Source organism: Corynebacterium sp. HMSC055G02 (assembly GCF_001809065.1).
GTDB lineage: Bacteria > Actinomycetota > Actinomycetes > Mycobacteriales > Mycobacteriaceae > Corynebacterium > Corynebacterium jeikeium_D.
On record NZ_KV795653.1, the window covers coordinates 177,200 to 203,776 of the forward strand.

General features: G+C 56.2%; 19 protein-coding genes. 5 read left to right on the forward strand and 14 right to left on the reverse strand.

The window, feature by feature from the left end:
* Positions 1-22 precede the first annotated feature (22 nt).
* From HMPREF2547_RS05905 to HMPREF2547_RS05935, 7 genes are all read right to left on the reverse strand, one after another.
* Positions 23-1,225, reverse strand: a complete 1,203-nt coding sequence (locus HMPREF2547_RS05905) for an ABC transporter substrate-binding protein (protein WP_070605100.1) — start codon at positions 1,223-1,225, stop codon at positions 23-25.
* Positions 1,226-1,395: 170 nt separating this feature from the next.
* Positions 1,396-1,848: a MarR family winged helix-turn-helix transcriptional regulator gene (locus tag HMPREF2547_RS05910; protein ID WP_070605103.1), complete on the reverse strand. Its 453-nt coding sequence runs from the start codon at positions 1,846-1,848 to the stop codon at positions 1,396-1,398.
* 70 nt (positions 1,849-1,918) lie between these two features.
* On the reverse strand, positions 1,919-2,410 hold the full coding sequence (locus HMPREF2547_RS05915) for a MarR family winged helix-turn-helix transcriptional regulator (protein WP_070437900.1): 492 nt from the start codon (positions 2,408-2,410) through the stop codon (positions 1,919-1,921).
* Positions 2,411-2,424: 14 nt separating this feature from the next.
* Positions 2,425-5,082, reverse strand: coding sequence for an ATP-binding protein (locus tag HMPREF2547_RS05920; RefSeq protein WP_070605105.1), 2,658 nt, complete (start codon positions 5,080-5,082; stop codon positions 2,425-2,427).
* Positions 5,083-5,085: 3 nt separating this feature from the next.
* On the reverse strand, positions 5,086-6,261 hold the full coding sequence (locus tag HMPREF2547_RS05925) for a metallophosphoesterase family protein (RefSeq protein ID WP_069358834.1): 1,176 nt from the start codon (positions 6,259-6,261) through the stop codon (positions 5,086-5,088).
* Positions 6,262-6,263: 2 nt separating this feature from the next.
* Complete coding sequence (locus HMPREF2547_RS05930) at positions 6,264-7,322, reverse strand: hypothetical protein (protein ID WP_049172019.1); 1,059 nt, start codon at positions 7,320-7,322, stop codon at positions 6,264-6,266.
* A complete protein-coding gene (locus HMPREF2547_RS05935) occupies positions 7,322-10,561 on the reverse strand; it encodes a DEAD/DEAH box helicase (RefSeq protein ID WP_070605108.1) in 3,240 nt (1,079 codons plus the stop codon). Before HMPREF2547_RS05935 ends, HMPREF2547_RS05930 begins: the two co-directional genes overlap by 1 nt.
* A 578-nt stretch (positions 10,562-11,139) precedes the next feature.
* Between HMPREF2547_RS05935 and putP the strand changes: the two genes are divergently transcribed.
* The 3 genes from putP to HMPREF2547_RS05950 all read left to right on the forward strand — a co-directional run bounded on the left by putP (position 11,140) and on the right by HMPREF2547_RS05950 (position 14,011).
* A complete protein-coding gene (putP, locus tag HMPREF2547_RS05940; RefSeq protein WP_070546799.1) occupies positions 11,140-12,663 on the forward strand; it encodes a sodium/proline symporter PutP in 1,524 nt (507 codons plus the stop codon).
* A 97-nt stretch (positions 12,664-12,760) separates the two neighbouring features.
* Complete coding sequence (locus HMPREF2547_RS05945) at positions 12,761-13,402, forward strand: HNH endonuclease family protein (protein WP_049172013.1); 642 nt, start codon at positions 12,761-12,763, stop codon at positions 13,400-13,402.
* A gap of 108 nt (positions 13,403-13,510) precedes the next feature.
* Positions 13,511-14,011: a hypothetical protein gene (locus tag HMPREF2547_RS05950; RefSeq protein ID WP_049172012.1), complete on the forward strand. Its 501-nt coding sequence runs from the start codon at positions 13,511-13,513 to the stop codon at positions 14,009-14,011.
* Between the two features lie 177 nt (positions 14,012-14,188).
* Here the strand turns inward: HMPREF2547_RS05950 and HMPREF2547_RS05955 are convergent, their stop codons facing one another.
* A complete protein-coding gene (locus HMPREF2547_RS05955; protein ID WP_070605111.1) occupies positions 14,189-16,354 on the reverse strand; it encodes a DEAD/DEAH box helicase in 2,166 nt (721 codons plus the stop codon).
* 713 nt (positions 16,355-17,067) lie between these two features.
* Between HMPREF2547_RS05955 and HMPREF2547_RS05960 the strand changes: the two genes are divergently transcribed.
* The gene (locus tag HMPREF2547_RS05960) at positions 17,068-18,000 is read left to right on the forward strand and encodes a bile acid:sodium symporter family protein (RefSeq protein ID WP_070605114.1); all 933 of its coding nucleotides are present in this window, start codon (positions 17,068-17,070) and stop codon (positions 17,998-18,000) included.
* On the opposite strand, the gene HMPREF2547_RS05965 is transcribed toward HMPREF2547_RS05960, so the two are convergent.
* From HMPREF2547_RS05965 to HMPREF2547_RS05985, 5 genes are all read right to left on the reverse strand, one after another.
* A complete protein-coding gene (locus HMPREF2547_RS05965; protein WP_070549627.1) occupies positions 17,997-19,379 on the reverse strand; it encodes an MFS transporter in 1,383 nt (460 codons plus the stop codon). The two genes, HMPREF2547_RS05960 and HMPREF2547_RS05965, sit on opposite strands and share 4 nt — an antisense overlap.
* 23 nt (positions 19,380-19,402) lie before the next feature.
* Entirely contained in the window at positions 19,403-20,686 is a 1,284-nt protein-coding gene (gene dcm / locus HMPREF2547_RS05970) for a DNA (cytosine-5-)-methyltransferase (protein ID WP_069358840.1), read from the reverse strand.
* Between the two features lie 124 nt (positions 20,687-20,810).
* A complete protein-coding gene (locus HMPREF2547_RS05975) occupies positions 20,811-22,196 on the reverse strand; it encodes a Sau3AI family type II restriction endonuclease (protein WP_069358841.1) in 1,386 nt (461 codons plus the stop codon).
* Positions 22,197-22,346: 150 nt separating this feature from the next.
* Positions 22,347-23,486 carry a trypsin-like serine protease gene (locus HMPREF2547_RS05980; protein WP_242451381.1) on the reverse strand — a complete coding sequence of 380 codons (1,140 nt, stop codon included), beginning with the start codon at positions 23,484-23,486 and terminating at the stop codon, positions 22,347-22,349.
* A 255-nt stretch (positions 23,487-23,741) separates the two neighbouring features.
* On the reverse strand, positions 23,742-24,803 hold the full coding sequence (locus HMPREF2547_RS05985) for a chymotrypsin family serine protease (protein WP_070546812.1): 1,062 nt from the start codon (positions 24,801-24,803) through the stop codon (positions 23,742-23,744).
* A gap of 298 nt (positions 24,804-25,101) precedes the next feature.
* Between HMPREF2547_RS05985 and HMPREF2547_RS05990 the strand changes: the two genes are divergently transcribed.
* Positions 25,102-25,656 (forward strand): hypothetical protein, encoded by a 555-nt coding sequence (locus HMPREF2547_RS05990; RefSeq protein WP_070429349.1) that lies wholly within the window; start codon positions 25,102-25,104, stop codon positions 25,654-25,656.
* A gap of 28 nt (positions 25,657-25,684) precedes the next feature.
* Here the strand turns inward: HMPREF2547_RS05990 and HMPREF2547_RS05995 are convergent, their stop codons facing one another.
* A complete protein-coding gene (locus HMPREF2547_RS05995; RefSeq protein ID WP_070605117.1) occupies positions 25,685-26,506 on the reverse strand; it encodes a hypothetical protein in 822 nt (273 codons plus the stop codon).
* Between the last annotated feature and the right edge of the window lie 71 nt (positions 26,507-26,577).

Below are 26,577 nucleotides of genomic sequence, written 5' to 3' on the forward strand. Positions count from 1 at the left end.
TTCTTCGATGGTGGAAGATGGGTTACTTGGTCGGCTCCAGCGCGGCGAAGAAGGTGCCGCTGAGTTCGAAGGGTAGGTAGTCCTTGTGGAACTTGGCGAAGTCAGCGACTGGGTCGAGGTCAGCGAACTCTTCGGGGTGAATCCACTTGGCGAATTGCTCGAGGGCGAAGACGTTGTACGGCGAGTCGTAGAACTGGTGGAAGGCGGCGTACAGGTCCCCCTTCTTCGGCGCGGTCAGGGTGTCAAAACCCGGAGTCTTCAGCAGGCCTTCCAGAGTGCGCTGTGCGGTCTCTGGAGTGGCGGTGTAACCGAGTTCGACGTGTGGCAGGACTTCCGGCTTCTTCGGGTCGAGTGCCCAGGAACCGCCTGTGGCGATAATCTTCTCCGGCTGGACGGACAGGACCTTCTCTGCGGTCACGTTGCCCGATTCGGTGTCGATGAGGCTGTCTCCGAGGTTCTCACCGCCGGCTGCTGTGACGAGGTCACCGAGGTTGGACTTGTTGACGGTCGAGCAGCAATCCTTGAGGCCGGCTGCTCGCCAGACCAGGGTCTTTGGCTTGTCTTCGAGCTTGGCGGCGCGTTCGGTGATCTCGTTGACGCGCTTAGTGTAGAAGTCGGTGAACTTCTTGGCATTGTCCTGCTCGTCGACGATCTGGCCGAGGAGCTCGACGGACTTGGCGGTGTTTTCCAGGGGCTTCTGACGGAAGTCGGTGAATACGTACTTCAGACCTGCCTGATCGAGCTTGGTGAGGAAGCCGGACTCCTCCGCGGCCTTCTTGTGGTCAAGGGTCATGACGACCACATCTGGGTCGTGGGAGATGAGGTTTTCAACTGTGACATCGCCCTTGGCAATATTGCCGATGGTCGGCATGTCCTTCAGCTCTGGATTCGTCTCGAAAAGCTTGGCTTCAAACGATGGTGCGCCCGAATGCAGATCGCTGCCCATGGCGACAACATGGTCACCCGGGTTTTCTTGGTCAAGCATCGCGGTGACAAACATGGCGCGACCTTCACCGAGCACGACTCGTTCTGGCTGCTTGTCGAAGGTCACAGTGCGACCTGCGACATCAGTGACAGTGAGTTCTCCCTTGTTGTCGGCAGCCGTGTTCGACTCTGCGTCCGCACCGCATGCTGTAGCGACGAAGCTCAGCGCTGCACACCCGATTGCGGCCAGAGTTTTGGTCTTTGGCGCGGTTTTAGCCTTGGCGAAAATATTGACTCTCATGCGTTCTTGTTTCTGCCTTATTTATCTCTGCGTAGTTTTTTGGTGTTTAGGGCGCACAAAGAGAAGTGAATACTCATCCCTTTGCATTAGGCACGCCTTACCTTACAGATTGAAGCGGAGAGAAAAAAGCGCCCTGCTAGTGGTGGTTTTACTAGCAGGGCGTAGGAGGCTTATTTCCTTTCGAGAACCGACTGGAAGCACCTCAGCATCACTTCGCGGTCTTCATCAGCAAGTGGTGAAATAACTCCCTGGCGAACAGTGTCTACATAATCCGGCGCCGCCTCGGCAAACACGTGCCGACCAACGCCTGTTAAGACGACGACATAATCCGAGTCCGGGTCTTCGCCGTGGTCTTCGGTGTGAATAAATCCGCGCTTTTCCAACCTGTTGGTATGCAGCAGCGCGCGGGGATGGTTCCACTTCAGTCGATCACAAATCTTGTCAACGTGCAGAATCCCATCCTCTACCTCATGCAGAGCGATGAGCAGGGTAAAGTCCGCGAACGTCAGCCCGGTTCGAGTGCGTAGGCTTCGCTCGATATTGCGCTCTACCTCGCGAAAAGCAGCTACCATCGACTGCCAAAAGAGCTGTTCATCATCACTCAGCCATTCAAATGAGTTCATACTGCTCTAGGCTAATGGTGAGAGCCTCGTAGCGGAGACAAATGAGAAAACACTCACAAAAAACTTCTGGCTACTCTGCTTTTCCATCGACTGAATCGGTAACCGTAGCATTGGCGGTCTCTGCAATCTTATCGAGCACAGCGGAAATCCCCTGATAGTCGATATTTTCACCGAGCACATCAAACAAAACATGGCGCACAAGCTTCACATGGTTCGGCGCCGCCTTCTCAATCACGGTTCGACCGTGTTCAGTAAGCGTGACATCAATACCACGGTTATCGCAGGCGCAGCGTTCCTTAGTTACTAGCCCGCGTCGCTCCATGCGAGTAATTTGATGCGACATTCGGCTGCGGTCCCATTCCAGGGATTCGCACAGGGTGCGCATGCGCACTACATTGTCTTCAGCCTCGGAGAGAACAACCAGAACCGAAAAATCTGCAGTGGAAATATCGAGAGAATCTTGCAGCTGAAGGTCGATTGACCTGTCAACGGCCCGTTTAGCGTTCAGAATTGAGCGCCATAACCGCTGCTCTTCATCACTTAACCACGGAACATCTTGCATATGTACAGAGCCTACTATCTTGAAACCAAATCCTGAATTTTCATAAACTCCGCTCCCGTCACACGATCAAACCGGGCTTCATCGCACGTCAGGACTAATACCTGCATATCGCGCCCCGCTTTGGCAAGAGCATTATTCATCCGCCGCAAACGGTGTTCGTCTGAATAACCTAATGCATCATCAATAATCACCGGAGCGCCTTGCCCGCCCTCCATGACACCGGCAACGGCCAAGCGCAGCAGAATGTCCAGCTGCTCCTGCGCTCCACCAGATAGCTCATCGACATCGAACTTGCCATCGGCATTGGACCGTGACTCAATCCGCAAGTCCTCATTCATCGTGAACTGAGTTCCCGCACCGAACACACCGCCACCGTACTCTTCGAGCTTGCGGAGCAAGGGGTCAGCCAACGCATTCCGCGATGCCGCGCGTGCCTGTGTCATTACCTCCATGAGAGTCTTGGCGGCAGCTGCACGTCGACGCATTGAATTCCGATCTCGCTGTGTTCGCTCCACTACTCCCTCAGCAGCTGCCAGCTTCTCATTCGCACTGTCGAAATAGTCCAAGTGCACCCGAATCTCTTGCCGACGCTTTTCCAGCTCAGCCAGGCGATTCTCAACTGCATCCCGTCGCTGCTTAGCGCCCGCGAGCGATGCTTCCACGTCGTCGGCATCCCGCTGCGCCAGTTCCTTCTGAGCCGCAGCCAGTTGCTCTTCTGCCGCCTCATAGTCCTTGCCTCGGTTTTCCACCGCAGCAAAGATCTCGGCATCCGAGGCTTTTTCTCGCGTCGCCGTGAGCGAATCTTCGCGGACCTTCAGGACGGACCAAGCCCCTTCAAGCTCGCTGCTGGCCTTCGTATAGTTGGCGTGTGCAGGACGCTTCTCCAGCTTCGACAAGCGCATATCAGCACTGTCGCGCTCCGACTCGGCATCCCTACGCCCCACTGCAGCTTCTTCCAGCCGGGACTTTGCCGATACCAAGTCAATCTCCGTCGGCGCTTCCTCGCCCGCAAGTTCCCGATACCGCTCGCCGTGTACTCGTGCTTCTTCCTTCGCATCATCCAACTCTGCGGTCAACTGGTGATACTCCACACCGTCGGACACCGCAGTTATGGATGTCTCCACCTGGAATTTTGCTTTTTCCGCTTCACGACGTCGTGCGTATGCCTTTTGTGCTTCCGCGACAGAATCAGCGCCTGCCGCCTCAAGCTGTTCCTTGAGCGATATCTCTGCTTTTTCTAGCTTGCGCTGCTGCGAATCTGAGCCGTCTCCGGGCTGGATAGCAACCGTGACGTCGCCAACTTCGATGGCCAACGGCTTAGTAACCGCACGTTGAACTGTCTCAGCCTCCGGAGCTAGCCCCACTTTCTCGCCGTCGACTGTGACCTCCTGCGCACTACTAGCCGAGAGCTGCACACTCGGGCTCGACGCCTCCAGCACAGCGGTGGCTGTTGCAACTTCGCGTTCGCAGGTCAACAGTTTTTCCATTACCTCCTCGGTAACGGAATTCCGAGCAATTACCTCCTTTTGCTCTGCCAATTGCGCGCGGAGCGCATCGAGCTTCTCCACTCGATTCGACAAGGCTTCAACCAAGCCGCGCTTCTCCCCCAATGCGACTTCAGCTGCAGCCAGCTCTTCTGCTTTTCGAACTTCGCGGTACGCGGTCACAACCGCATCGCGATCTTCCTGTGCCTTCTTTAAAGCTGCGACCTCCTTATCGAACGCTTCCTTAAGTTCAGCAACTTTCTTCTCTGTGGCGGAATGCTGATCCCTGGCATCTTGTGCCTGCTGAATGAAGGTTTCGCGCTCTTGCTGAGCCTGTTTAGCTAAGTCGAGCTGCTGCTTCGCCGCTGCAGAGACCTCCTGTGCCTGGGACACGGCAACCCTGAACTTTTCGAGTTCTTCGAGCGCCTGCGCCCAATGCTCGACTTCGTTTTTGGCTTCTGGCAACGATGCCCGCTGCGTGTGTTGGCTTTCTTCATTACGAGCAGCTTCCTCATTGAGCGCTTCGAATTCCCGGACCTTTTTCGCCGCTTCGTCGCGCACCCGCTGGGCTTCCGCCAGCTCCTTGTCTACGTCGGTAAGCTGCTTGCGCTCTTTGCCATTTTTTTGGAAATAGTTGCCGTATTCAGCTTCAACGGCTTCAAACAGACCTACCTCTTCTGCGGTTTCCGCGCGCTGCCCCGATGCCGACTGCAGTGCGCTTGTGACCTGCGCATACCCGCCCAAGGAGAGTGTCTTTTGCGCTTGTCCCTGTTCAGCAACGAAAACCTGCCACAGGTTCTTGGTGTCCGCATTGTGCATTCGGGCGGCCAGCCACTCTTCCGCCTGGTCATCTTTAAGAACCTCGGCTGTCGGAGAGTGGACGGTGACGATTGTGCCGGTGTCCTTGGTGCTACCAAAGACCTTGTCCAGCGTAAATTCGTAGCCGTCAAGCTCCAGCCGGAGCTTAACCTGCGGCTTTTCCTGGCTGGAGTGACTGTTCAGACTAAGCGCTTCGCTTGACCTGGACTTCCATTTTGTCGTCAGCGCAACGTGAATAGCTTTGGCAATTGTCGTCTTACCTGACTCGTTTTCACCGGAAATCACTACCACGCCACGCTCGGCGAGCCCTGTGATTGAGAGTGAATCAATCGCACGTACATTGTGTAATTCGATGTCGTGAAAACGCATGATTTATTCCTTCTCTCCGGCCAGGCGCGCCAGCAAGCGAAGCGCATCGGCTGCTGCGGTGGTTTCAGATTCTGATAGGGGGCTGCCGCTCTCGGTTCGCCCTTTGCTCAAGACCGTTAGTTTTTCTGCAGCTATGAGCGGATAACCGGTGAGATTGAGATTAGAGATATCCCCCTCGGACGGAACCACCGTCAAATCGGAGCCACTTTCCCGGCGATAAAGTGCAGCGAAAAGCTGTTGGTACTGCTCAAGTCGGTTTTCAAAGGTCGTCGACTCTGACAGTGTCACGGTTCCTCGCAATGAATACTTCACCGCTGTGTCTGTCTTCGTCTCTATACCGTCCAGTTCAGCAAAGAACTCATCGAGGTCTTCCGCGCCAGTGATATCCATGTCGATGGCATGAAAAGCCCACCGCCCCACTCGGTGGGAGGCTACGGTAACTGAGCCCTTTTCGGAGTCGTCCTCTGCGATGTCGACGACTAGCGCATTGCCGGAATCCCGTTCTTTGTCGTCATACGCTGTGGTTTCGTGTGCGCCGGAGAAATAAACTCTGCCAGCATGGTCAAGTTGGCTCGTGGAGTGGGAATCCCCCAGCGCCACATAGTGCAACGCCCCACGGTCAATAGCCTGTTCCAAGCTGGTCAAATCAATGGTGGCTCCCGCATCAGCACCAAAGCCTTCTACTTGGCCATGTGCGACCATCACTCGGATTCCATCGGCCGGCTCAAGCTCCGTGGCTATTTCCGCCACGATGTCGTCTGCCGAATACTTGCCGCGTACTGGCACACCGATGAGTTCCACCCCGTCACGGATGGAAATGGGCTGGCTGTCGCGAATTACGTAAACTCCTCGGTCTTCCAAAGATTCGAAAGCACTACGTCGATAAATGGAAGAAGCATCAAGCGCATCATGGTTGCCGGGCAGGAGATACACCGGCACGGGTAGCTTGGCTATTCGCTCAAGAGCCCGCAAGAACACCTTGTCCGGCAATGTGTTGGAATCGAACACGTCTCCAGCGACGACGATGAACTCAGCGCCTTCGCTAGTCGCCAACTCACCGATGCGGTCGATGGCGTTGAGGCGACTTTCGTGGAACCTAGCTTGGGCTTCACCGCCATCGAGCTCTAGGAACCACCGAGTCATTCCCAGTTGCCAATCTGAGGTGTGAATGAATTTCATGACTAGCGCTCCTTTTGTCCCAGGCTCAGCGATTCCTGCAGATGTTGCCAACAATCTTCCAAATCGGCGACTGCACGAATGGTCTCTCTCGAAATTACGCAGGTTGGCTGCAATGCTTCATGCAGCAAACTACGGTCGGTAACTGTTAGTGGGGCAATAACCTCGAGCGAAGGAACACTGACTCGTTCCAAATCATTGCCCCAGTAGTCGGCTTCGACCGCGAAAAGCTCGGCAACCTTTTTCTGCTCGTTGTCACCGCCATCATTTCCACCAGCGCCATCCGCCTTCTGGGCGATTTTATTGGGATCCTCCCGAACCGCGCCGCCAAGCCCGAGGCGCTTTGGCGCAGTCCGGTTTCGCAGCTGTGTTAGTTCCTGAAGTCGGCGTTGCAATTCGCGCTGCGGATAATCGCGCAGCTGCATTAGCGACAGCGGATCACGGTCAATATCAGCGACAAGTTGAGCGGCGACTGCAACGGTGTGCTTACACACAGGTGCCGGGTCCGGGCAGGTGCATTCGCTATAAATGTGCTCTTCACCATCGCACAACAGCATTTCCATCTGCTCATACGGCAACTCGCCGTGCTCAAACTCTGTGAAGGCCGACGGATTGTTCACCAACCACCGCAGTACGTCGTCAGTTTGTTTCTGCTCCCGCCGTGGGAACCGAATAAAGACTGAGAATGGTTCCGGCTGGCTACCCTGCACTTCCCCGATGATGTAACCATCCGCGATTCGAAGCCCGAGCACATTGCCGTCGAACCTGTACTTCTCGCCTCTGTGAATACGACCCGAATCGGCACCACGGATGATGAACTCCCACACCCACCGGGCAAAAGTAGTACGTGGCTCGACCGCCACACGCGCTGAGGTTCCACGTCGCTGCTGCCCGGTAAATGCACCAGCCCAGTCCTGGGTGGCCAGGAGCTTTTCAATCGTCGAGCTGGTTGCTGGTGCGCTTCGCGCCGTAGTCCTTTTACGACCGCGCTTTCCAGAGGGGCCCTTGCCAAACTCGGCAAAGATGACATTGTCGCCCCATGTCACGTCTCCGTCACCGGCCATTAGTACCACCTCTTCTGGACTCTAAACGGTGTCACATTGTTGGGAATCGAATCGTCATCCGAGGTTGCGGAATCCAATGCCGTGGCCTCCGGGGTCACCCCATCGGTCACCGTCCCACCGGACTTTGACTCCGCTGCGTCCATCGATTCACGCAGTGACTGAATCTTGTCCTTGTCCAATTGCCACAGAGACCGCAAACGGTGAAAGTCCATCTCCGTCAGCTTGGTTTCACCAGCGCGCACAACCGCATCCGCCAATTCTGCCTTCTCGAAAATCAGCTCGTCGATACGCTCTTCAAGCGTTCCCACACTGACCAGCTTGTGCACGTGTACGTCTTTACGCTGACCGATGCGGTAAGAGCGGTCCGTGGCCTGGTTTTCAACTGCTGGATTCCACCACCTGTCAATGTGAATGACGTGGTTGGCGGCAACCAGGTTGATGCCAACACCTGCCGCGAGAGTAGACAGCAAAATGATTGGTGGGCCGTCCGGGGCATTAAACTCTGCCACTACTTTCTCGCGCTGTGCCGGAGTCATTGCCCCTTGGATAAACGGAATGTCCACGCCCAGGCGCTTGCTGAAATGAGGGGCGAGCATCTTGCCGAACTCCACGAACTGCGTGAACACAAGCGCGCGTTCACCGTTTTGGACAATCTCATCGACGAGCTCTTCCAGCCGTGCAACCTTGCCCGAGCGATGCTGCCCATGATTAAGCAGCCCTGAGCCGTCGTGCTGGTAGTGCGCTGGGTGGTTGCAAATCTGCTTCAACTTCATGATGCCGCCGAGGATGATGCTCTTTCGCCCGAAGTTGCCAGAGCGATTCCGCTTCGAGCGCTTGAGCTTGTCCTCGATGTCCTTCACAGCTTCCTGATACAAGAAAGCCTGCTCCGTCGTGAGAGGAACCATCTCCACCTGCTCATTCTTCTTGGGCAGGTCCGGCGCAATAGCTGGATCCGACTTGAGTCGGCGCAGAATAAAAGGTGCTGTAATCGACTGCAATTGCAGTAGCATTTCCGCATTCCCATCACGCTCGATGGGAATCGCAAACTTGTTGCGAAATGCATTCGCCGACCCCAGCATGCCTGGATTACAGAAATCCATGATGGTGCGCAGCTCGCCCAAGTCGTTTTCCACCGGAGTACCAGTCATGGCGATGTTGTGCCGCGAGCCCAGGCTCCGCAGCGCTCTGGATACCTGGGCGTTGGGGTTCTTAATTGCCTGTGCTTCGTCAGCAATCACATGATCCCACTGCACTTGGGCGAGTTCGTTCACATCGCGGGTAGCAACACCATAGGTCGTCACAACAACATCGTGTTTTCCGATAAATTCTTGTAGTTCCCCACCATGAGGGCGGTTTGAACCATGCAGCAGCCCAACCTTAAGCTCTGGAGTGAACTTTGCCGCTTCTGCTGCCCAGTTGCGCAACACACCTGTCGGAACCACCAGCAGCGAAGTCTTGTGCCCTTGAGCCGTAGCATCTGCTTTCCGACGGCAGCGCTCATACTCCAACAGCGCCAGAATTTGCACAGTCTTACCGAGCCCCATGTCATCCGCGAGAATGACACCAAAGCCGCGGTTGGACATATCCGCCAGCCACTCCACACCGCGCTGTTGATACTCCCGCAGCTCACCGACAAAACTCGGTGGCACCTCGACCGACTCTGCGAGGGCCGTGGAACCGTCTGAGTACTTCGACACCAACGCCTTGAGCCAAGAGGGGTCCCTGGGGGCGACTGGCACTGCTGCTGGAGCTTGCGACTCTAAGCCACCGTCGAAGACCAGCTCTTTCAGGGTGGCTTGCCCCTTACCGGTTTCCTCCCCGGCCTTGGTCTGCTCCACCAAAAACTTCAGGGCTTCCCTAGCTACCTCTGGGTTCGCGTGCACCCAATGGTCTCGCAGATGCACTAGCCCCGTACTCGATGCAGCGAGCTCACGCATTTCCGCTTCCGTCAGTACGGCATCCCCCACGGCCAGCTTCCACTCGTAATCAACCAGTTGGTCAAATCCGAGTTTCGGTTCCGAACGGCGCCCAGCAGGCCCCGTCGGATCTAACTGGACGACTTCAGTGTGCAACTGCAGGGTGGTCTCCACTGACTTCCAGTTCGGCGGCAGCATCACATCGATATCAACCTTTGCCAGCTGCGAGATGCCATCAGTCATAAGCTCTATCAGCTGCTCTGAGGTCAGCAGCAGATCCAAGCCCGGGTGTCCCGCTGCTTTCGCATATTTGAGCGTTGGGAATGCCTCCTGTGCCGCCAATAGCTGCGGGCGAAGCAGCGACAGCACGGACCGGCGACACATTTCTGGATTCAGGCGCTCCGGAGCTGCGACGCCGATGCGGTAGTACATCCGCAATGGCCATAGAGTCTCATGTTCCACCGCAGCTGAACGAGGATTGAAGCGAGTTACTGAGCCGCCTTCTTCATCCGCTCGATTCCGCAACTCCAACAGCTGCGGAAGATCCACATCCGGCAAGTCTTCCAGCTGGCCTTCAAAACCAACAGGTTCCTGCACCATTAGCTGCAGACGAACATCCTCACCATCGGCCGACAGCCTCCACTTTGCCAGTGACTGCGCCACCCCCGGCGTCGCACGCCCCAGGGACTGAGACTGCAACAACGACCGCACGAAACTCTGCCGCTGTTCTGCCGGTTCATCCAGATCGGCCAGAAGCGCGTTGGTGACCCAATGAAACATCCGATTGATGAAATCCTCAGCCACCGTGGCGCCTCCGTTATCAATCAATACCGGTGGTGTACGAGAAATGACCTGACTCTGCCAAGCAATCTCACTCAGCCCCTCCGACATCCGCCACGTCGGCCACCACTCATTGTCTTCCCACGTCAGCGCCACCAATGCCCGCCCAGAGCGTGCGAAAGCATCCAATCCCTGTACAACATCCACAAAGAACCGAAGATCCGGTGCCATCGCCGCCGAGGAAACTTCCTCCTGCAATTGCACCAGTGCCGTCACCGCAGCCCATGGCGGGAACACCCATGTGGGTACCGCTTTCTCTACTGCCCGCCCCTTCGGTGTGCGCAGTTTTAGCGTCAGTTGCGCTCGACTCCCCTGGTCCAGCACTGCAAAAAGCCGACGCTGATGCGCCGGGACTTCCAGCAAATCCACGTCCGCAATAATCCGGTGCCCCTCTGGCCGCTCCACCCATAGGTGAAGACCCGAATCATCTTTCCAGACCGCGTGCAGCAGCAACGGCACCGCTGACTTAGCAACTTGGTCCATTACTTCCTCCCCACTGCTTGCTCAGTCATCACCGTCTAATCACCCGGCGACTTCGCCACCAGATATTTGTTCAATGAAGATTCTGCCACGCACCCCGGATCAGCTTTTCCACCACACCACAACATTAGCACGCATGTTCGAATTATGTATCTTGCAAAAATTACTCCTCCTCTACCCAAATACCCCTTTTCCCAGGTAATTTGTCGCACTTAACCGATTTTTAAAAGCTTTTTCAACGCTTCTTATCTTGCAATGCAGCGCATCACATGAAAACGTCGTATAGGCCACAAGAATTAAAAATGTGTGACTCGTGCAATAGTTCTGCCATGGTTCGCATGTGCCAGTAGGCTCCGCTGACTGTCGAAGATAGTCCGGAAGCTGAAGCTGTGCTGAATCGCGAACCGCAGGTTCCACCGTGGACGTCGGCCACTTTTTGGCTCGATGCTGCCGCGGCGCTGTGAACGTCGTCAAGCAGACTTGATTAAGCGAAACTGAGTTGTGCGCCGAAAATGCTTTTTGGTGCGCTAGGTAGTGCGCGAGTCCGACTGTACGACTAATAAATAATGAGGAGTTGCCCTGTGGACCAACACACATGGTTCATCATCGCACTAGTCATTTATCTGCTGTTGATGGTCTACATCGGTTGGACCGGATGGAAAAAGACTGCAGAGTATGACGAATACATGATTGGCGGCCGCGGCCTACATCCGTTCGTCGCGGCACTGTCAGCGGGTGCATCGGACATGTCCGGCTGGCTGCTGATGGGTCTGCCCGGCGCGATTTACCTTTCGGGTCTGAACCAGACCTGGATTGCAATCGGCCTGGTCGCAGGCGCATGGCTGAACTGGAAGTTCACCGCACCACGCCTGCGTAGTTACACCAAGATTGCTCGTAACTCGATTACCGTGCCGTCGTTCCTGGAGAATCGTCTGCACGATACGTCGAAGGTGCTGCGCGTTGCCGCAGGCCTGATTATTTTGCTGTTCTTCACCTTCTACGTCTCCTCGGGCATGGTGGCAGGTGGCCGTTACTGGGAGTCGACGTTCGGTGGCAACTACCTCGTCGGCATGCTGTTGGTAGCGGCTATCACTGTCGCGTACACCCTGTTCGGTGGCTTCCTGGCGGTGTCTTACACAGACACGGTGCAGGGCATCATTATGTTCATCGCACTGCTGGCGGTTCCGACTGTCGGCATCATCTACCTAATCAACAATGGCAACTCCGCCTCGGACATCTTCAGCTTTGCTGCTAACAACCCCTACCCGGGCAGCGAGGGACAGCCGGTTGAGGCCTTCTTCGATCCGTTCGCTGGCATTCCGCTAATCACGATTATCGGTCTGCTCGGCTGGGGTCTGGGCTACTTCGGCCAGCCGCACATTATCGTTCGCTTCATGGCTCTGCGTAGTGCAAAGGACGCAACCGAGGGCCGCCGCTGGGGCGTTGGCTGGCAGGCACTGTGCATGCTCGGCTCCGTCCTCGTGGCGCTGACCGCAACTGTTTTCTTCGCTACGAACCCAGATGCTTCGGTCACTGATGCGTCTTCCTACGAGACCATCTTCCTGGACATGACCCGCATCCTGTTCCACCCGCTGATTGCAGGCCTGATTCTGACTGCAGTACTGGCAGCAATCATGTCCACCATTTCCTCGCAGCTGCTGGTGTCTTCCTCCGCGCTAATCGAGGACCTGTTCAAGGCAACGGTCAACAAGTCCCTGCGTCCGAAGACCTACATGGCTCTCTCCCGCGTCGCCGTCGCGCTGATCGCCATCATCGCCGCAATCATCGCTGCTAACCCGAACAGCTCCATTCTGGATCTGGTTGGCTTCGCGTGGGCTGGCTTCGGCTCGGCATTCGGCCCGGTGCTGCTGGCCGCCCTCTACTGGTCGCGCCTGAACACGCCAGGTGCTGCTGCCGGCATGATCACCGGTGCGGTTGTCTCCTTCGCATGGGGCATGAGCTCGCTCAGCGACACTCTCTACGAGATCGTCCCGGGCTTCGCCGCTGCAACTGTCGTGATGATCATTGTCACGCTGCTTACCAAGGAGCCGAACGAGAAAATCAAGGAAGAGTTCGACCACGCAGCAAAGCAGGCTCTGGTCTAACGCTTTGATCTAGGCTTGGCCTCCGCTAGCCCCGCAGGCTAGCCCCGGCGCATACCTACAAGGGAACCGAAAAAGTATTTTTCGCGCCCAACTAGGTATGCGCCCTTTTTTATTTGCCATCCTGGCCGCCTCCCTGACTGCCGCCTTTGTCTCATCCTTTGCGCTTACGCGAGTTCTCGTCACCTCCTCCCCCGCGGGCTCGGAGACGGAAGCCGTCGTCAAGCAACTGCGCACCGTACGCGTCGTCGCCGACCGCCCCACCGTCACCGGATACAAGCGCGAGCGCTTCGACGTCTGGGCAGGTTCTGCCGATTGCAATACACGCCATAAAGTGTTGGCGGCGTGGTTCGGGGGCTCTGCGTGTTCGCTTGACGACGGCTCCCCGCGCGAAATCCCTGACCCTTACACGGGTGACCCGGTTGGTGCGCATGAGGTCGATATCGACCACATTTATCCGTTGGCAGCGGCGTGGGATTTCGGAGCCTACGCCTGGGATCCCGAGAGGCGTCGGCAATTTGCCAACGATATCGAGACCAACCTCGTGCCCACGCGAAGCGCGGTCAACCGGGATAAAGGAGATGCCAGCCCGGCGGAATGGCTTCCCGAGGATGCGAAGGCGTGTGACTACTCGCATCGTTACTTAGCGGTGGCCATTAAATGGGACCTGCCCGTATCGTCGGCAGACTGGAAGGCGATGGCCACTGCGTGTGGAATCCGCGCGAGGAAAGGCACGAAATAGAGAAAATAGTGCGAGCACGTTAAGTTAAGGACTGGTCTTAATAAAGAAATATCCAGGCCACTCCTCGCTTGAACGCGAGGCCTACATTCAGTCGTGGAAAGGTAATACGTGCAAAACGTAGTTCTTATGGTTCACGTCCTGGCGGCAATTCTGCTGCTTGGACCGGTGACTGTCGCAATTTCGATGTTCCCGAAGCTCGCGCTTGCAGCCCGCGGCGGAGAGGCTGGAACGGTCGGCGCCGCGCGCACCATGCACGCCATTTCGCGCACCTACGGCATGTGGTCGCTGCTCGTGCCGCTGCTCGGCTTCGGTGTCATGTTCACCGATGTGTCGACCTACATGAAGTCCGGGGCAATGCACGCCGCAATTCTGCTGGCTATCATCGCCTGGGCACTGTTGTTCTTCCTGGTCATTCCGCGTCAGCGTCTGATGATGGCCGGCCTCGGCATCGCTGACGAAGACGAGGATGCTGACGATCCGGAGTTCATCGAGCGTCGCAAGAAGGCTGAAGAGCTCGACTGGGACAAGCAGAAGGGCCAGCTGGCTATGTTCTCCGGCATCTTCTCCCTGCTGTGGGTTGTCGCCGGCATCCTGATGTTCTTCATCTAGAGCTCACGCTCAGACACAATAAAACTGCCGGTGCGCCTGTACGTTTCGGCCCGACTTTTAGGGCTTGGAAGTACATGCGCACCGGCAGTTTTTTTATTTTCTAGGTCAGCGCCAAGGGCGGTCGTCGGTTGTCGCCTGACGACGCTCCCCCCCCCCAGCTCACCTCACCTAGCAGGTTTAGCGGCGTCCGCCTCGGTAACCACCGCGACGGTCATCACGGCCACCACGGTAGCCACCGCGACCGCGACCGCCACCACGACGGTCATCGCGACCGCGACCACGGCCACCGAAATCGTCACCGTCATCGAAGTTTCCACGGTAGCCACCACGGCCACGGCCACCACCACGACGGTCATCGCGACCGCGACCACCACGGTATCCTCCGCGACCGCGGCCGCCATCACGACGATCGCCACGGTAGCCACCACGGCCACCGCGGTAGTCATCGCTGTCGTCGACCGAGGTGCCGTCGTCAAGCTTCAGCCCAATGAGCTGGCCGGAGATGCGAGTATCGGAGAGGTTGTTGATGACTTCTTGCGGCAGGTTGGCCGGCAGTTCGACCAGTGTGTGGTCGCCACGGATGTCGATGTGTCCGAAGTCCTTGGAGGACAGGCCACCCTCGTTGGCGATGGCGCCGACGATGGCACCCGGGCGGACGTGCTGGCGACGACCGACGCTGATGCGGTAGGTTGCGGTGCCCTCGCGGTCGAATTCGACCATGTCAGCGCGCTTGCCCTGACCGCGCTCACCGCGGGAGCGACCATCGCGGCCACGGTTGCGGTCGCGGTCGAAACGATCACGGTCACGGTCGTTACGACGGCCACGCGGCGGTTCCTTCATTAGGAAGTCGCCCGACTGTGCCTGCGCAGCGATAGCGGCGGCGATATCAACCAGTGGGGTGTCGTGCTCTTCTGCGTACTCCTCGATGAGCTCACGGAAGACCGGAACCTGCGAATCAGCAAGCGCCTCGGTCAAGTCATCAGCGAACTTCTGCTTGCGAGAGTCGTTGACCTCATCGACGGTCGGCAGCTTCATCTCGTGCAGCTGCGACTTGGTTGCACGCTCAATCGAGCGCAGCAGGCGTCCCTCACGCGGGGTGACAAAGAGCAGCGCCTCGCCGGAGCGGCCAGCGCGGCCGGTACGACCGATGCGGTGGACGTAGGACTCGGTGTCGTGCGGAATGTCGTAGTTGACCACGTGGGAAATGCGGTCAACGTCCAGGCCACGAGCAGCCACATCGGTTGCCACCAGGATGTCCAGGCGGCCGTCCTTGAGCTGATCAATCGTGCGCTCACGGAGAGTCTGCGGGATGTCGCCGTTGATGGCAGCAGCGGAGAATCCGCGGGCACGCAGCTTCTCGGCGAGCTCCTCGGTCTCGTGCTTGGTGCGCACGAACATGATCATCGCTTCGAATTCCTCGACTTCGAGGATGCGGGTCAGCGCGTCCAGCTTGTTGCGGTGGCTGACCATCAGGAAGCGCTGGCGAATGTTGTCCGCAGTGCGAGTCTGGGACTTGACGGTAATCTCTTCCGGCTCCGTCAGGTACTGCTTGGACAGGCGACGAATCGCAGCCGGCATGGTAGCCGAGAACAGCGCGACCTGCTTGTCATCCGGGGTGTCGGCAAGAATGCGCTCGACATCCTCCTGGAAGCCCATCTGCAGCATCTCATCGGCCTCGTCCAGCACCAGGAAACGCAGGTCGGAAATGTCCAGCGAGCCCTTCTCCAGGTGGTCGATGACACGACCAGGCGTGCCGACGATAATCTGCGCACCTCGGCGCAGACCCGACAGCTGCACTCCATAGGACTGACCACCGTAGATTGGCAGGACCTGAATCTTGCCCAGGTGATCAGCAAACGACTGGAAGGAGTCCGCAACCTGCAGCGCCAGCTCACGGGTCGGAGCAAGCACCAGAGCCTGAGGTGCGCGGACGGAGCGATCAATGCGAGCCAGAATCGGCAGCGCAAACGCCGCGGTCTTACCGGTACCAGTCTGAGCCAGGCCGACGACGTCGCGGCCGCTCATCAGAGTCGGGATAGTAGCAGCCTGAATTGGGGACGGAGTCTCAAACCCAACCTTGCGAACTGCATTGACAATGTCATCCGGCAGCTCAAGCTCATCGAAGCCGACGGTGTCGTCGTTGTCGTCTTTGTTCTTTTCGGCCTTCTTCTCGGCCTTTTCCTTGACCTCAGCCTTTTCGGTCTTTTCCTCAGCGGCCTTCTCTTCGACCACCGGTGCTTCCTCGGCCACTACATCCTCGGCCTTCACAATTGCGTCCTCGCGGTTTTCGCGCTGATCCTCGCGGTTTTCCTCGACGCTGCCATTCATTTCATTATTAGCCATTTGGGGCTCTTCCTGGGCCTTTTCGCCCGCACACTCAATATTCAACAGTTGATTACTCACAGTTGGGTCGCACATACATGACCCGCCCAATTTACGTTCTTGTTTTTCAGTGCTCTCACGTCGGAATTGCGATGACATCGCTTCTCTTGCACATACTTCGAAAAATTGCGCCCAAACCCAATTCAGCTTTTACTTCCGAGGAGGGGCGCCCATCATGCACTATGCACTTTCAAGCGTTTCACCAGCGAATTTATACCGCTGCCAGATTCTCTGCGACATTGTCGTCAGGATTTCACACCGACTGCCCAGACTACGCCACCGTCGGTCAAAAAACCATTTCCTGTCCGCAAGGTCACAACACTAGGCGGTCGATTTCTTGGATGAGGCCCCGGCGCTGGGGCCGTCGTTAAGCGAGCGCATTTCACCCACTTCGGGGTGCCTATTTTGTAATTTCCTGGGGTGAGGTGGCTAACATTTTCCCTACAAGTTTGTACACATATCAGCTATTTTCCGCCGTGGAACACCCACCGTTCGGCGGACTTTTGCAACTACACAACGTATAAACCCAAGGTCGCTCGAAAATGCCCAGCAATAGTAATTCATCTGAACCGCAGCCGTCATCGCCCCGGCAGTCCCCGCTAAAACCACATTATCCCGAGGAGATTTCTGGGAATGGCGGGCAGCCGGATACACAGCCGTCGAAGCTCTCGGCAATGATTGAAGTTCTCGGGTTTCCGGGCTTTATTTTGGCGGGTTCGGCGCTGGCATTCTTCTTCCCCGCCCCGTTTACTCCGCTGACGGATTACATCACGTACTTCCTGATGATCATCATGTTCGCGATGGGCCTCACCCTGACCATCCCAGACTTTAAGCAGGTCGCTAAGCGCCCGTTGGCGATTCTCTTCGGTGTCATTGCGCAGTTTGTCATCATGCCGCTGCTAGCGATTGCCGTGGCGAAAGCCCTCGGGCTCAACCCGGCACTCGCCGTCGGCCTGCTGATGCTGGGATCCGTCCCCGGCGGCACCTCGTCGAACGTCATCGCTTACCTGGCACGCGGTGACGTCGCGCTGTCCGTCGCTATGACCAGCGTGTCGACGCTAGTTTCGCCAATCATGACGCCATTTCTCATGCTCGTGCTTGCCGACGCGCACACGCAGGTCGACGGCCTCGGGATGGCGTGGAGCCTCTGCCAGACAGTCCTCCTGCCTGTGGTTGGTGGCCTGGTTATTCGCGTTGTGGCCGACTCGTTTATTAATAAGATCCTGCCGATTCTGCCGTGGATTTCCATTCTCGGTATCGGTGGCGTGGTCTTCGGTGCCGTGGCCAAGAACGCTGAGAGCCTGGCGAACATTGGCCTGATTGTGTTTGTGGCTGTGATCATCCACAACGTCCTGGGCTACGTGCTCGGCTTCTTTGCAGGCCAGCTGGTGGGGATGCCGACTGCGGGCAAGCGCACGGTGGCCGTGGAGGTCGGTACACAGTCCGCTGGCCTGTCCTCCGGTATGGCAGCGAAGTTCTTTACCCCGGAGGCAGCGCTTCCAGGCGCGGTGGCCGCTGTGGTGCATAACATTACTGGCGCTATCTACGTGGCTATTTGCCGAAAGCTCGATGAAGGCAAGGAAACTAGCAAATCCGCTTCTGCTTAAGCTGTTTTCGCTTCGGCTTCTTTGGCTCCGCTGTTCGACGAGTGGGCTGGTAGAGTCTCGCGCCCGAAGATCCAGCCCACCATTGCGACCAGCGAAATGACACCGCAAACAAAGAAACCGGCCTTGAACCCTGCGGCATCCACGATTGCGCCGACAATCAGCGGGCCGGAAATCGCTCCGAAGTCCTGAGCCATCTGGAAATTGGCCAGCACCTTTCCACCTTGGCGGTTGGCACCGATGACGTCGGCAAGCACAGCCTGCTGCGATGGATTGATCATGCCAGCGCCGAAACCCGCGAGGACGGAGAGAATCAGTAGCGGAATGGCGCCGCTGCTAAATCCGATAGCGCCAGTGAATACGCCGTTGATAAACAGCCCTGTGATGAGCAGTGGGCGACGGCCAATGCGGTCGGAGAGACGGCCGGAAAACTGCAGTGCCGTGACATTGCCGAGCGCGAAGGCCGTCAGCGCGAAACCAGCTGTGGCAGTGGCGGCTACTGCCCCATCGCTGCCCGGTTCTGGGGCGCCAACATGGGAAAACGTTGCCGCGGCGAACAGCGGGACAATCGCGACACGCACGCCGAAGTTCGACCAACCGTTGGCGAAGGCTCCGACTAGTGCGCTTCGATATGCCGAGTCGCGGATTGCCTCGGAGAACCTCAGCACCGGGGTTGTGCGCTTGGGCACTACGTGGCGAAGATGCTCCGCACTAAGCGACATGCCGACCACAATCGTTGCCACAATCAGCGCGCCACCGTAGATGAAGAACGGTACTCGCATGCCCCATGCGCCCATCGCAGCACCAATGATTGGGCCAAAGACATTTCCCAACAGGAAGGCTGTGCCGTAGGCGGCCGAGCTCTTACCGCGGATCTCCGGCGGTGATATCCGCACAATCAGCCCCATTGCCGAGACCGTAAACATCGTCGAACCGATGCCTCCGAGCGCACGAAACGCCAGCAGTTGCCAATATGTCTGCGCAACACCGACAAGCAAAGTGGAGAATGCGACGATACTAATGCCGGTTAGGTACGTGCGTCGATATCCGAGCTTCTCTACCAGTGAACCCGATGCCGGCGCGAAGATCAGCCGGAAAATAGAGAACGAACTGACCACGAAGCTGGCCGCGAACACCCCCACATCGAAGCTTCGCGCGTACTGCGGCAAGATCGGTGCAATCAGACCGAAGCCCAGCGCAATGATGAACGCAGCGCTGACCAGAATCCAAATCTCTCGCGGAATCGGCTGTTTAGTCCCGTCTAATTCACCCTGCCAAGAATCCCGACCTTGTGGTTTGCTTCCCACCTCCGATGCGATATCCGGCTGAGATTCGCACTTTGCTTTACGACGAAGCAGGTCGCGCGAACGGGAAGCTGACAAGGTAACGGTCCTTTCTAAAACCTCTAGTCAGAGTCGCCCATTTCACTTTCAATTCGCCGGGCCAACTCTTTGCCAATCAAATGAGGAATTCCAACTACTAGTGCATTACCCATGCAAAAGGCACGATGGCCGTCGGTCATTCCTGTGTCCGTCCATCCCTTAGGGAATCCTTGCAGAGCATCCAGTTCATCTGGAACTAGACGACGCAGTCTTCCATCCACCTTAACCACATGCTTGAAACGGGAGGCCGATTTTCCGCCTTCACCAGTCAAAATCGTTCGGGAGGGCTTTTCCGTCGAGTCCGGGAAGGACATACTCCCCTCACTGTACAAATACGTAAAACCAGTCTTTTTATTGACTCGTTCTTCGCGCTTTGAACCCTTCAGATACTCCCACTTATGAACTTCATCCGCGTGAATAACGAAAGAATCTGGAACAGCAGACTCATCAACAAGGACATCCCCAAGAACTTGTCGAGGCCCATCATAGGACTCAACCACAGAAAATGTCAGCGCCTTGAAGTTCTGCATTATGCCTCCAGTTTCGAATGGAGACTTCTTGGCACCTAGTGAAAACGTCTTTGTTGCTTCATATGGATCCTCTGGAATCACAACTTCTGTGAAATGCAGAGGTTCCTCAATTGGTAAAGCCGCGGCCATGATGCCATCCTTAGCGCGCTGCTCTAATTCCCAGGTGCCGGGATTCTTAACTGCATAGATGTAGACCCGCTTACGTCGCTGCGGAAAACCATACTCAGCACTATTAATCACCCTCCACTCGACGGAGTAGCCGAGGTCACCGAAGCACGACAACATAATTGCAAAGTCGCGACCTCGCTGAGTAGCAGGGCTCTTCAGCAATCGATCAACGTTTTCCAACAAGACATACTTGGGGCTCTTTAGCTTAAGGAACCTGTAGATATCCCACCAGAGGACACCTTTTTTCCCTTCAATCCCACCTGCTTGCGATAGCGGTTTGGCAACTGAGTAGTCCTGGCACGGAAACCCTCCCACAACCATGTCTACATCGGGAATTTCGAACAGCCCGGCTTCCGCATTGTCGAGAACAACGTTGATGTCTTCATTCACACAGCTGTTCTCCCCGAACCTGTTTACATAACAGCGCCATGCAAACTGGCGAGCTGGAGTTCCTGGTGGTTCCCACTGGTTAGCCCACACGGTCTCAAATGGTCCTGCCGCCGGAAGAGATGCTATACCGTCGCTTTGATCCTGATAGCCGTCTAAGCCGAGGCGAAAGCCACCTACTCCCGCGAACAATTCGGCTACGCGAATGGTTTTATCAGACACGTTTCTCCAATCGCTACTGTGTTCTGATACGTCAGAGTGATTCTAACCATGACACAGAGGCCGGATCAAACTGGCCGATAGTTAACCAAAACCGCCGCCTTATTCGAACACTATTTCTAAATCTCTAGGAATTTAGAACCCGACTGATCTCATCACCCACGTACCCCGCGTTCAACCAAAAGGACTTTTTGACCACAGTTTCACCTCGCGGAGTAACAGCTGTATCTGCCTTGTTTCGAGCCTTCGGCCGAACGTGACAGCAACGGTTCTCCGTACTCTTAACCGACTCGCTAGCGCGCCCGTCGATTACACGCTCCCGCATCAGGTCGTAACATGCACGTGCCTCTACCAAGTCAGAGTCAGGCATCTGCCAAAACAGTACGTCCGCTAGTCGAAACTCTCCAAGATTCGACTCATCTTCGCAGAAGACAACAAAAAGGTACTTCTGCGCCAACTGCTCACTGAACTCGCTTTGCTCGAAATCTTGCTCCACCAAATCACGGTAGGAAAACCTTGGAAAAGATAGGGATTCCTTGGGCTTTCCATTTCTCTTCAAACGGATAACCTTAGGGACGATCCCAGCTTTTACAAACTCAGCAATTTCAGATTCCTTGTCCACACCGAGAATACTCTTAACAATAAGACTGCCAATATGCTTAGGAAGGCGGGTGTTACTGTAACCCAAGCCTTCAGCCAAGCTAGTAAGGGTACGATTCATATACGGCGCGAATCGCTTCTTTACCAGCCCAAGCAAATCCATATCTGCTTCTGATTGCTTTCGTTCAATCTCTTGAGCATTAAGCATGCCGTTGAGAATGACATCAATATAACTCCGCTTAAAGGCCCATGCCCGAGGCTTCGCCGGCTCATCCGAGAATGGCTGCTTCCGCGTAATCGTGCTATTCGCTGCCTTAGTACAGGCTTCCAGGTACATCGTGTCACCAGATGAAATGGTGTGCGCTTGTCCTCGTCGGACCTTCTCCTGAATCAATTCCCAGTCACTGCGAAGCTGGACAATGTCATCCTGCGACAGTTCCCAAAGCTTCGCGAGAAGAACCTGGTAATCGACAGGATTCTTATCCTTTTCAAAAAGGTATGCCACTAATAGCATGCGGCTAATCTTGGCCAGCAGATGCGACTCAACCCACTGTTCCTCAGGGAGTGAAAAGTAGTCAATCATCGAAAGGACAAGACGTTCCTTTGCGGAATAATCACCTTTTTTAGTCAATTTCATCGGCGTACTTTTTAGTTCGACGCCTATTTTTGTAAAGTCTGCTTCTGCATTACTGTTAGCCGGAATCTTGAAATAGAGTGTCTCTAACGCGGAACCGAATGCCCCTCGCTTTACCCTCGGATCATCCAAATCCTCGACACCAAGTGCCTCTCGAAGAGATTTTCCGACTATCTTTTCGGCGTAGTTTACAACTGACTCCACATCAGAATCGTCATAGCCTAGCTCAGTCGAAAAGCTCTTCATAGCAAAAAATGTCCCATCACTCGATTCCTGCATATCTCTTTTCGTATGCTGGTGCGTTTAGCTTATATAATTTTGCGACCAAAATACGAAAGCCAAACCCCTACCCCGCCACTGTGGCGGAATAGGGGGTTGAACGGAGCGTCGTAAAGCGAACGCCCTATCTACGAGACTGCGGTGACCTGATTAGAACAGGCTCGGCAGGTTCGCCTGCGAGGAAATGTTGCTGACAGACTGCGTTGCCTGAGCGGTCGCACCCGACAGCTCCGGAATCGGCAGCTCCGGGAGAGACGGGCTCTCCGAGATGATGTCGGCAATCTCCGGCGGGACCTCGACGCCCTCTGGGAGCAGCTCGCCAATCGGGCCCAGCTCCGGCTCTTCCTGTGGGACGTGCTGCTTGGTGTACTGGGAGTCCTCGTCAATCGTGCGGAACTCGGACTGCGGTTCAGTGGAGGTCTCTACCTTGAAGCGCTCGTTGACCTGGCCGTCCGGGATGTCGTACTGCTCTTCAAGAGCAACGTCAATCGGCTGGAAGCGACTCAGCGGGCCGATGCCCATGGAGTTAACGCCAATGGCCTCGCGAGTCTCCGGGTTGAAAGCGTTTCCGCCCGAATCGCCGTGGTCAATCGGAGCGATAGCCCAGACACCATTGCGGACTCGGAAGACCTGGAAGCCGCAGCCACGGCCGGTACGGGAACCGTCGGTGCACACGGGCTCACCGAGGTTGTCGAAGGAAATCTCCATCGGCTCGAGAGTGCGCTTGTCCTCGATACCGACGATCTGAACCGGCTCGCCGTGGACGTTGCCGAACTCATCAACAGAGTGGGACATAGAGGTGGTCTTGATGTCGTCCTGAACCTCAATGATGCCGTAGTCACCGCTATTGAAGAGGTCGTTGAAGAACTCCGGCATAGTGGTGTTTTCGTCGAAGTCACCCTCTTCCGGCATGACATCGGTGCCCATGTAGTCCTTGTTGACCAGCTTGTCGCCATCCTTGGTTGGGATGAAGAACTGGCCGGTGACCTCTTCGCCGGTTTCAGTATCCTTCGCCACAACACAGTGGCCGGCAGTCATGATGACACGATGCGAAACGCCATTCTGATCCACAACGGTGCCAGGAACTCCCAGAGAGCACATCGGGGACTGAACATGACGTCCATCGATGTTCTTGCTGCTCGGGAACGGCATTCGCAACGGCGAGCCCGGGCCGATGACAACATCCGAGTTTGCCGGTGCAGCCTCAGCTACCGCGATTCCGGGCACAAAGCCACCTGCAGCTACCGACAGTGCAGCCGTAAGTGTGGCGACCTTCTTCGAACTGACCATAGTGTGCGCTACTCCATTTCTGTACAGAAAACTTGTCCCTCTCAGTGTATTAGGGACACCTTTACAAAGCTCTCCAAAAATGGAACCTAGGGTGAAATTCTCAGTCGAGGAACCGTTCAATCGCCTTCACGGCACGCGCATTACGCATCAAAAAGTTTGTTCAACAGCAATGCAAGAGCCAGAACCATCCGCCTTGGATGATTCTGGCTCTCTTAACGGTTCGGGGGTGATTTTTGTCAGATTCTCAGACTGGTGCTAGCCCTCAAAGCTTGGAAGCTGAATTTCTGCCAACTGAGGCAGCTCAAACGGCTGTGACGATTGTGGCAATTGGGGCGATTGTGGCAGCTCAGGCAGTTGCGGCGACTGCGGCAACTGGTCCACAAGATCAGTTAACTGCGGTACAGAACCTTCCTGAGAACCCTGCGAATTCTGCGTCCGGGCGTACTCCTGATCCGCCGCCATATCCTCGTTGAGGGTGCGATAGGTGGAGTCGCGCTGAGCCGTGGAATCCGATACCTCGAAGTGGTCGTTTACTTGACCGTCGGGAATGCCGTAGGCCTCCTGGATGGCAATATCCGCGGGCATCACACGCGAGACCGGACCGAAGGTCATCGAATTCACGCCAATAACTTCATTTGTGGTCGGATCGTAGGCATTTCCGCCCGAGTCACCGTGGTCAACGCCGATACCAACCGTCCAAATGCCGTTTCGAGCCCGGAATACCTGATAGCCACAGGCACGTCCGGTACGCATGCCGTCCTTACAGATAGGTTTGCCAAAATTATCGAAGGAGACCTCGCCACGCGGCAGATCTTCATTGTCTTGAATGCCAGTCATCGCTACAGGCTCCCCGTAGCTCTGACCATTTTCATCGATGGAGTAACTTGCGCCGGTAGTTTCTACGTCTGGATCAAGGTTGATTACTCCATAGTCTGCACCATTAAAGGCCGCCGGCAACGACTCCAGTCCGGCATCTTCCTGCGGCACTTCCCAACGGTGAGCACCTGTCGTACCAATGCGCTTATCGCCTTCGGTGGTTGGCACATACACCTCACCGGTAACGATTGGCAGCCCCACATCCGGAGCATCATTCACACAGTGCCCTGCGGTCAACATGACCCGATGCTTTTCCCCATTGCGGTCCGTCACCGCTCCCGGAACACCCGCCGAACACATCGGCGAGTTGACATTTCGGTGCCCATCCCACGGGCTTCCCTCCATGGGAGTTCGAATCGGGTCACCCGGACCAACCACGACAGCATGTGCCGCGACCGGGGCTGCTAAGGACAAAAGTGCTGCGAAAGCCGATACCGCCATTCGACTTCTTGCGTGCTTCATTGAGACGAATCTTTCAAATTTTTAGTTTTCCTTTAGGACCATCCCCCACACTAATCCACCACCCCACCCCCAGAAATAGCGTTTTCTCAGACTCTTGGACTTTTACAAAAGTCGTTATCGAATCGTTTCCACAACCCCACATGTCCCTGCAATAACACCAGGCACCTAGCCAATTGACTACCCCCACTTGGGTAGCCAATTGATGCTAAACATATCTCGAACATTAGTTCTATATGTTCGAAAATGCGAGTCCGGGGTGTTCGATAACTTGTGAGCCATGAACACAGCAGACGAGTTTCCCATTCATCGCCGCCTAGCTCTTCCCCCACTATCCGCTACCTACCGTGCAGAATGTTTCGAAGACCTCGACCTCATCCGCACAATCCTCTGCCACCCCACCATCGCCCGTAGGCATTCGCCCGGCGCGCTAGATCACACCTTTTCGCTTCCCGACGGGCCTGTGGTCACCGTCCGCGCGTCGCGGATAGCGCTTCCTCGCGCACTGGTCTCTCAGCTTGCCGACGTGCACGCGGAATACTTCATCCTGAAGGATGAGCCCATGTTCATGTACTCCGTTTCCGTCAAGGTGGCATCCTCATCGGAGGTAGTCCTCCGCGGAATTGGCGGTTCGAATCGGACGCGGGAAGAAAACCGCCGACGTACTCGGGCTGTGGCTGAGGCTCTCCATCGTGCGCAGGACTGCAGCAAGATACACGAAAACGGCACTGACCTCGCACTCCCCGGGCGCCGTTATAGCTGGATTGGCACCAGGGGCGCGCGGCCACTGCCGTGTCCTAACGAGCTCTTTTCTTCTCGCCCATCAGCGGCTTAGCACTGGTCACAGTGCTGCCACAGTACGGCTACTCGCTGTCGTCGCCTTCTTCGTCGTCCTCGTCGTCATAGTCGCCATCGTCATAGAGGTCATCATCGTCGTCATCCCCGTCCAAGGAGGCAACGTGATCAGAGTAGATATACTCCGCGTACCCGTCATCGACGGGTGCCAGCTGATCTTCCCATTCCTCTGCGCGGTCTACCACGAGCGCAAGGACATCCATCAGCTTGTCAAAGTCCTTGAAGGTGCCCAGCGTCAGAACCTCATTGCGCAAGGTCTGGATGTCAGAGTAGAGGTCAGCGAACATCTTGCGACGGTCATCATCGGTGAGAACCGTTTCGGTGTCCGAGTCCCAGAACTCTGCGATGGCCTGGTCGACAATGTCGTCCAAGTTCGCGTCCTGGGAGATGAAGCGGACGTGTGCGCTGGGCTCGTTGTTGTGGGCAGTTACCAAAACCTGGACCAACGAGGAGGTACCAACTTCGGAGGTGACCAAGGTTGCCTCTTCGGGGTCCTGTTCAAACTCCAGGTCAGCAATGCGGTCATCATCACCATCGAGCAGAGTGCGCAGCAGGCCAACAACCTGGTCAGTAGCTACATGGTGGGCGACTGCCGCGACGGCGTCTTCGACGGAGAATACAGCGGAGACCAGAACAGCTTCGAACTCGTCGTCCTCATCATCCACATCGGCAGCGGCTACGTAAACTTCGGCAGCCGGGATGTCCTCATCAATGGTGACGAACTGAACCTCCAGGTCAGAGGTAATGGGAACGAAGAGGGTGTCATCGTTGACACGGCTTTCAATGCCCTCGCGGTCCAGTGCCGCAGCAATCTGCTCGAAAAAGCTCATGGGTGGAATCCTCCCTTGAAAGATAATTGGCCTCTACCCGCAGCCAATCGTAGCGACAAACGCGCAATCAT